The sequence below is a fragment of the Vibrio sp. genome (genome assembly GCF_038138445.1).
Classification (GTDB): Bacteria; Pseudomonadota; Gammaproteobacteria; order Enterobacterales; family Vibrionaceae; genus Vibrio.
On sequence record NZ_JAYQDQ010000142.1, the window covers coordinates 1 to 6,332 of the forward strand.

Consider the following 6,332-nt stretch of genomic DNA (forward strand, 5'->3'; position numbering starts at 1 on the left):
TTTGGTATTCGTACCGATAAACACGTCTAACTGTTGTAACTTACTCATACCAACCGTCCTCATTGCCTCTCACGCTGTTTTCAGCTTGGGAGGTTATTTGGCTATGTGGACGAACAAATAGGTTTAAATCGATAAGGCGTAACGATAGCCCTAAGATGTCCATGAGGACAAGTACATTGGCAAAGGTGACACTGGTATCGCCTTTTTCTACTTTCATGACTGTCCTACGAGATAAGTTGACTTTTGAAGCGAGATCATCAATACGCCAGCCTCTATCGGTGCGTTTTGAGCGAATGGCGCTCCCCAGCGTTTCCATACTGAACTCGGTATTCAAATCAGGCATAGGTTGTGCCTTTACCATCTTACCTTTTTTCATAAGTGCCTTTTAATGTACTTTTGTCACTATTGGGTTCGTCCTGCTATATAAGTTCACTATAACTCACTTTTGTAGTGGTTGTATAAGAAATTATCTATAAGTGCAATTTAAGTTACTTATGGTAGGTTTGCCAGTTGCATGTTCGTTCCAATTAGTGGCAATCTGTTTTTGCTAAACTAGAGTAAGCGTGTCATAAAATCACCATGTGAATAGAATAAGGTTCTAAGCAGCAATGAAAGTTAAAATTGAGAAGACCTGTGATGGTGAAGCTTTCTTCAACATTCCAGAAATACTGCAAGAAGAATTGCAATGGGAAGAAGGCGATCAAATCGAATGGCTCGACAATAAAGATGGCTCATGGACTTTACGCAAAGTTGAACTTGAGGATGATACCCAGTCGAAGTCTATAGAGTACATTCTTTCACAACACCCTACTTTAAAAGAGCAAATGGAGGATGTATTTGAGGGCTATGATTTGAGAGCAGAATGGTTAACTTCCGCAATTCCAGCGCTATCTGGTCTAACTCCGCTAGAAGTTGTGCTTAAAGGCGATTTAAAACGCGTTTTAGATGCATTAAATCGTATCAAGTATGGTGATTTTTCTTGAGATGTTTTTATCTCAAAAGATCAGGTTGATATGTTGATCCATTGGCCATCTCTTTCCGGATGAAGCCTACTTTGTAAGGCAGAGATACGCTATATGGGCTGGAACTAACACGCTTGTACCCAATCATAGTGTGTCTAAGAGCCTATGTCGCAGAACCGAACGGACCAACTTTCCCTGCTATGTCAGAAAAGTGGCTTTGTGACAAGACCATTGGTAGGTTTCCAGTTAAGCCGTATATCCGTACTTCAACTTATTGATCTCTTCTGTCACCAGAATGATACCGGTTTTTGTGTCACAGAGTGAAAGTGGTGTTTCGTTTTCAAACACCAAACTGGGTTTATTTAACCAGCGTAATGTCGCATCACGATCACCAAAATACTCATCTGCTTCTTTGACCATATCTGCAAGCATAAGAGCATGTTCACTGGCAGTTGGGCTTAGCGTTGCGTTCGGCTTTTTCATTTTTTGCTGGAGAGTACGTAGATTAACGCCAATAATTTTCGCGTAATCTGTCTTAGTCAGACCAAGAGTTAACATTCCTCTATCCAGCATTTCAACAGGAAGCCCTTGACGAATAATTTTTAGGCTATCGATTACGCTCTGAGCTTTACGCTTATCACCTCCAAGCATTTCATAAGCTGCACTGAACATTAAAGTACCTCCGAATCTAACTACACTTACACAATAGGTGTAATTAGATTATTTTAACACGGAAATGTGTCGAGGCTTGCTAGTTGCCTACATACTCTTTCCAATTAGTGGCAAGCTTGCTTTGCCACACTAGAACTAACCCAAATATCGTATTGCTGTATATGTTATAAACGAAAAATGGTTCATGAAAAACACCGAACAGTTACAACTGATGAATTGATAGAGTTGTTATCTAGTACGAACTAGCGCGTCGGCACAACACATGAGAGGACTAAGATTTTGTTTCTAAGTATAATATTCGCATTGAGTGTAGTTAGCCGAGGAGAGAGTGGATTCCATACATCATTTAAGAAGCATGGTTTGCTTGATAAGTTTTGGTAATAGTTTTAGACCCTAACTAGAATTTGCTAGACTTAGGTAAAGAGCACATCATGGTGGCCGAATGAACTACTTTGCAGAGGACCCCTTCTAGGTAATGTAAACCTGGAGGGTAAATGAAAAAACTAAAGCAACAGTACCGAAGTCATGTCAAAGCGCAAGGGGCTTATCTATGGGATGTGTATCCTAACGTACGTAGTGGAACTCACAAGCATTTTTCAACCAAGCAGGAGAAGAGCTACTTTTTCCTACACAAAGTTGAGTGTCGTGGATATCCAATCAAACTGCGAGCAGCTAGAGGGAAAGCACTAGCTGACCCGTGGGATGATTATCCTGCGTACGTATACGACGTTGCGAAGTGCTGGAAGCATAATTCGAGAAGACGCCACCAGTACTACAAATAAACACAATTAAGCCTCGCTATTGCGGGGCTTCTTTATTGTCCGTCAGCTTATTCACTTTGAAGCTATTAGCAAGATTTTGCCCCATTCCTTCTTAGAACTTGTATCAACTTCAATTTGCGGGCTTCCGCTTAAGGTTACTTTACCTAATGACGGACATTATAGCTAAACCAGATGAAGGCCCCTTCTCTCTGTGGCAGTTTAAGCGGATAACTTTTTTCAATGATGCCACATACTTTGACCGTTAACATGAAGGCTTGTCGTACTGTTTTGGCCCCTTTAAATGGGTAAATGACGGGTTTTAAGGTGTTTATTTTTAGTGTTTTTAATTTGGTGCTGTGGAGTGGTTTTGATGGTAGTGTTGCGTTCAGTTCATCATTGGAGTAAGCAACATGGAAACCTACCATCACACATATCGACACCACAGTTTTTCACATCGAGATCTAAGTGAAATTACCTTCACTGCTTGCACCTTTATACGATGCGACTTTCGACGTGCCAACTTGCGTGATGCGACATTTATTAGCTGCAAGTTCATTGAGCAGGGGGATATCGAAGGTTGCCATTTTGATGTCGCGGATCTTCGCGATGCAAGTTTCCAACAATGTCAACTTGCGATGGCAAATTTTAATCACGCCAATTGCTACGGTATTGAACTGCGAGAGTGCGATTTAAAAGGTGCCAACTTTTCCCGAACAAACTTTGCCAATCAAGTGAGTAATCGTATGTACTTTTGCTCAGCCTTTATTACTGGGTGTAACCTCTCCTATGCAAATATGGAACAGGTCTGCTTAGAAAAATGTGAGCTGTATGAAAATCGTTGGATAGGGACTCACCTCACGGGCGCATCATTAAAAGAGTCGGATTTAAGTCGAGGTGTTTTTTCCGAAGATGTCTGGGGACAATTTAGCCTTCAGGGTGCCAATTTATGTCACGCCGAACTAGATGGTTTAGATCCTCGTAAAGTCGATACATCAGGTATCAAAATTGCCAGCTGGCAGCAAGGACAGCTTCTTGAAGCGCTGGGTATTGTTGTTTTTCCTGACTAGAGACTTGCTGGCGGGGTCAAAGTTACTAATACACTACACCTCGCTGTACGAAGGGCATAGTGCCGTCCAAGCATATATTCTTGTATATACGTTAGAAATAGTGATTTTTCATTAAACTTTAGCTGGTTATGCATATATGAGTTACGGTTTGACACATCGTTCAATACAGTTAGAAATGATAGTTTTGTCCCATTTTTAAATCTTATTGAATATAAAAGTGTTGCATATCTATTAATTGAACGTTAGTTTTTTTTTGCCCTGCTTGTGGTGGGGTATATAAAGCATTGTAAAAAAAGGAATTTACTAATGGAAAAAGTACAGAGCAATCTTCAAGAGTTCTTCAGTGTTGAAAATCGTTCAATGATGGGCGGCTGGACTATTGATCGTGATGATTCAAGTGAAACGAACGTAGCTGAGTTCTTTTCGGAGGAAAACCGCTCAATGATGGGCGGTTGGACAATCGATCGTGATGAAGATAATCAAAAGTAACAATAACCAGAGAGGGGGGGGGGCTTCCCCCTCTCAAATAAGGAGAATAAAAATGGATTTTTTAAGCTTATCACACCTTCGAGACAACATTGCGAAGTTTTCTCAGGCAGTACTAAAACGCGAGTACGAGCCGCCTTTACCTCTAAAAGATTCATACGCCAAGTCTATTCAAACAATACGAGGTATTGAATGTACTCCCGAAATATCAATTCAATTTCACACTTCAGACATAGCTAAAGAAGCTATTTCGCAAGGCGTATTTTCAGAATCAGCAAACATTAACGATATAGAATCGATTCAATCTGACTCTTACAAAGAGCATTGTAGACAACTATACGAAGATGCGATGGAACTAATTTCTAAACACTCAACCGATCTTCGTGAGCTTGTTGATACTGTCGTAACTGATGTCGTTTTTGTTTACTCGCCAAGGGTTGGTGGTGGTTCAGGTTCTCATTTACCTGGAGTCATCTGTATCAGTATTGATGACAACTGGACTTCACTAGATGTGGCAAATACGCTTATTCACGAGTCAACGCACCTAAGTACGTTCATTTGCGATATGGTGAACAAGATGTTTTCTAAACCAGCGTCTGAGCTTGACAAAGAAGAGTATAGGGTATTATCCGCTGTGAGAGTTGGTGATTTGAGACCCCTTGATAAAGCTATTCATTCAGCATTTGTGACAGTCCCACTTTTGTACTTTGAGCAACTTATCGGTAAAGATGAAATGATGAACGAGTTTTCTAAGTCATTAGATGACTGTGTGCAAGGAACACTTGAGAAGATAGACCTTTTAACTCCATATGGAAAAGAGCTTGTATTTAGCTTAGCCGCTTTCAATAAAAATAGAGATTTCTCTCTTGTTGAAGAATCATTTACTTAATCGAGGCTAATTCTGATGCTTAACTCTAAGATTGTTCAAAAAGTCGGAGTAGATAGTAGTTCAGACCTTTCTATATTAGCCTTCCTTATATCAATATTCTTGGGGATATTAGCAGAGTCATTTGTCATTTTCTCAATCCCATTAATTGTCTTAGAGTTAACTTCAAGCCCTTCATATGCTGGTCTCGCGTTTATGCTTGAGTGGGTGCCTGCAATTATTATGTATCCTATTGCTGGAGCTATTGCAGACAAACTCGGCCCTAAAGGCGCACTCGCTCTCTCTTCTTTGACTAGATTTTTGATAATTACGATTGCAATCTTTTGCATATATAAAGTGGAAGAAAAAACACTATTTATAGTTCTGACATGTGCTTTTGCTTTATCTTTCCTCCTACCATTTAGCAGAGTTGGGGCAGAAAAGAATGTAGCACTCTTAAAGGAAAATAAGAATATATCAATAATACATTCCTATGTTCAATCGAGTGAATTATTGGCATGGACGTTAGGGCCTGCATTAGCTGCCTTTTCATCTGAATACCTTGATCTAATTCAATTGCTGTCCATAAGTGGCATTGTATTTTTGTTTTCATTTTTGTCAATTATGCTTTATCGTGTTCAGCCAAATTTTCAATCAGAGACTAATGATAGTAATTTTTTCTTTGGTATTACTTATATCTTTGAACGGAAGCCTCTCTTCTATCTTGCTGCATTAAATAGCCTAATAAATTTCATGTTTGCAGTTGTTATATCTTCACACGCTGCAATTATCACAGGAGTGTTTGAGTTAAGTGAAAAATATTATGGAATATTAAACTTTATTGGAGGTATGTTTGGTTTTGTAAATTTACTTTTAGTTCCAATACTAGTCAAACGTATGTCAATGTTTTCATTTTCTGTAGTGGGTTTGTTATTGTTAGGTTTTGGATTTGTTGTACTTTCGCTATCTACTGGCTATGTTATCTATGTAGTTGGCTTTTCGATGTCTATGATGGGGATTTCTCTTTTTAATATTTTTAACAGAACACTTAGGACTAGCATTATAGAACAGCAGTATATAGGCAAGGTTATGGGCGTATTCTACTTGATTAATATAATTATGCTGCCTTTGGGTGGAGGGGTAATTTATATTTTTGCCGACTTGATTGGAAATCAACCTATTATTATTCTTTCTAGCGTAACTTTAATACCAGTATGTTTTTTCTTATCATTTAAGGCCAATAAAGGATTCGCACTTAAGTAGCTTGGTATTTTATAAAAAACTATGGAAAGTAGGCAAAAGATAGATTAATGTAAAAAGACGAATATTACAGTAAAGTAGACTTTTCAAACAAAGTGTTAGTGGGCTTGTTTTTATTAACTGTACATTTGTTCTCTGTAGCTTCAAGCGAGTGAATCTTAAAGAATGTCAATTTATAAACTGCACTTTCTTAGAAAAAGTAAGGTTGTACTGGTCAAGTCCAACAGGACACTTTTTTTAGAGAGTTTTCGAACTCTAT

At 38.8% G+C, this 6,332-nt stretch carries 8 protein-coding genes; 6 read left to right on the forward strand and 2 right to left on the reverse strand.

Features of this window, described 5'->3' with window-relative positions:
- Positions 1 to 40 precede the first annotated feature (40 nt).
- Positions 41 to 376, reverse strand: a complete 336-nt coding sequence (locus tag AAFM34_RS20040) for a helix-turn-helix domain-containing protein (RefSeq protein WP_341665903.1) — start codon at positions 374 to 376, stop codon at positions 41 to 43.
- A 232-nt stretch (positions 377 to 608) separates the two neighbouring features.
- Between AAFM34_RS20040 and AAFM34_RS20045 the strand changes: the two genes are divergently transcribed.
- On the forward strand, positions 609 to 983 hold the full coding sequence (locus AAFM34_RS20045) for an MbcA/ParS/Xre antitoxin family protein (RefSeq protein WP_114786851.1): 375 nt from the start codon (positions 609 to 611) through the stop codon (positions 981 to 983).
- 225 nt (positions 984 to 1,208) lie between these two features.
- Here the strand turns inward: AAFM34_RS20045 and AAFM34_RS20050 are convergent, their stop codons facing one another.
- Complete coding sequence (locus AAFM34_RS20050) at positions 1,209 to 1,634, reverse strand: antitoxin Xre/MbcA/ParS toxin-binding domain-containing protein (RefSeq protein WP_341665905.1); 426 nt, start codon at positions 1,632 to 1,634, stop codon at positions 1,209 to 1,211.
- 494 nt (positions 1,635 to 2,128) lie between these two features.
- On the opposite strand from AAFM34_RS20050, the gene AAFM34_RS20055 reads away from it, so the two are divergent.
- The 5 genes from AAFM34_RS20055 to AAFM34_RS20075 all read left to right on the forward strand — a co-directional run bounded on the left by AAFM34_RS20055 (position 2,129) and on the right by AAFM34_RS20075 (position 6,076).
- Positions 2,129 to 2,416 (forward strand): hypothetical protein, encoded by a 288-nt coding sequence (locus AAFM34_RS20055; RefSeq protein ID WP_114786852.1) that lies wholly within the window; start codon positions 2,129 to 2,131, stop codon positions 2,414 to 2,416.
- Positions 2,417 to 2,805: 389 nt separating this feature from the next.
- Positions 2,806 to 3,462 carry a QnrS family quinolone resistance pentapeptide repeat protein gene (locus AAFM34_RS20060; protein WP_114786853.1) on the forward strand — a complete coding sequence of 219 codons (657 nt, stop codon included), beginning with the start codon at positions 2,806 to 2,808 and terminating at the stop codon, positions 3,460 to 3,462.
- A gap of 306 nt (positions 3,463 to 3,768) precedes the next feature.
- Entirely contained in the window at positions 3,769 to 3,951 is a 183-nt protein-coding gene (locus AAFM34_RS20065) for a hypothetical protein (RefSeq protein WP_114786854.1), read from the forward strand.
- Positions 3,952 to 4,003: 52 nt separating this feature from the next.
- Positions 4,004 to 4,837, forward strand: a complete 834-nt coding sequence (locus AAFM34_RS20070; RefSeq protein WP_114786855.1) for an HEXXH motif-containing putative peptide modification protein — start codon at positions 4,004 to 4,006, stop codon at positions 4,835 to 4,837.
- Between the two features lie 15 nt (positions 4,838 to 4,852).
- Positions 4,853 to 6,076, forward strand: coding sequence for an MFS transporter (locus AAFM34_RS20075; protein ID WP_114786856.1), 1,224 nt, complete (start codon positions 4,853 to 4,855; stop codon positions 6,074 to 6,076).
- Positions 6,077 to 6,332 lie beyond the last annotated feature (256 nt).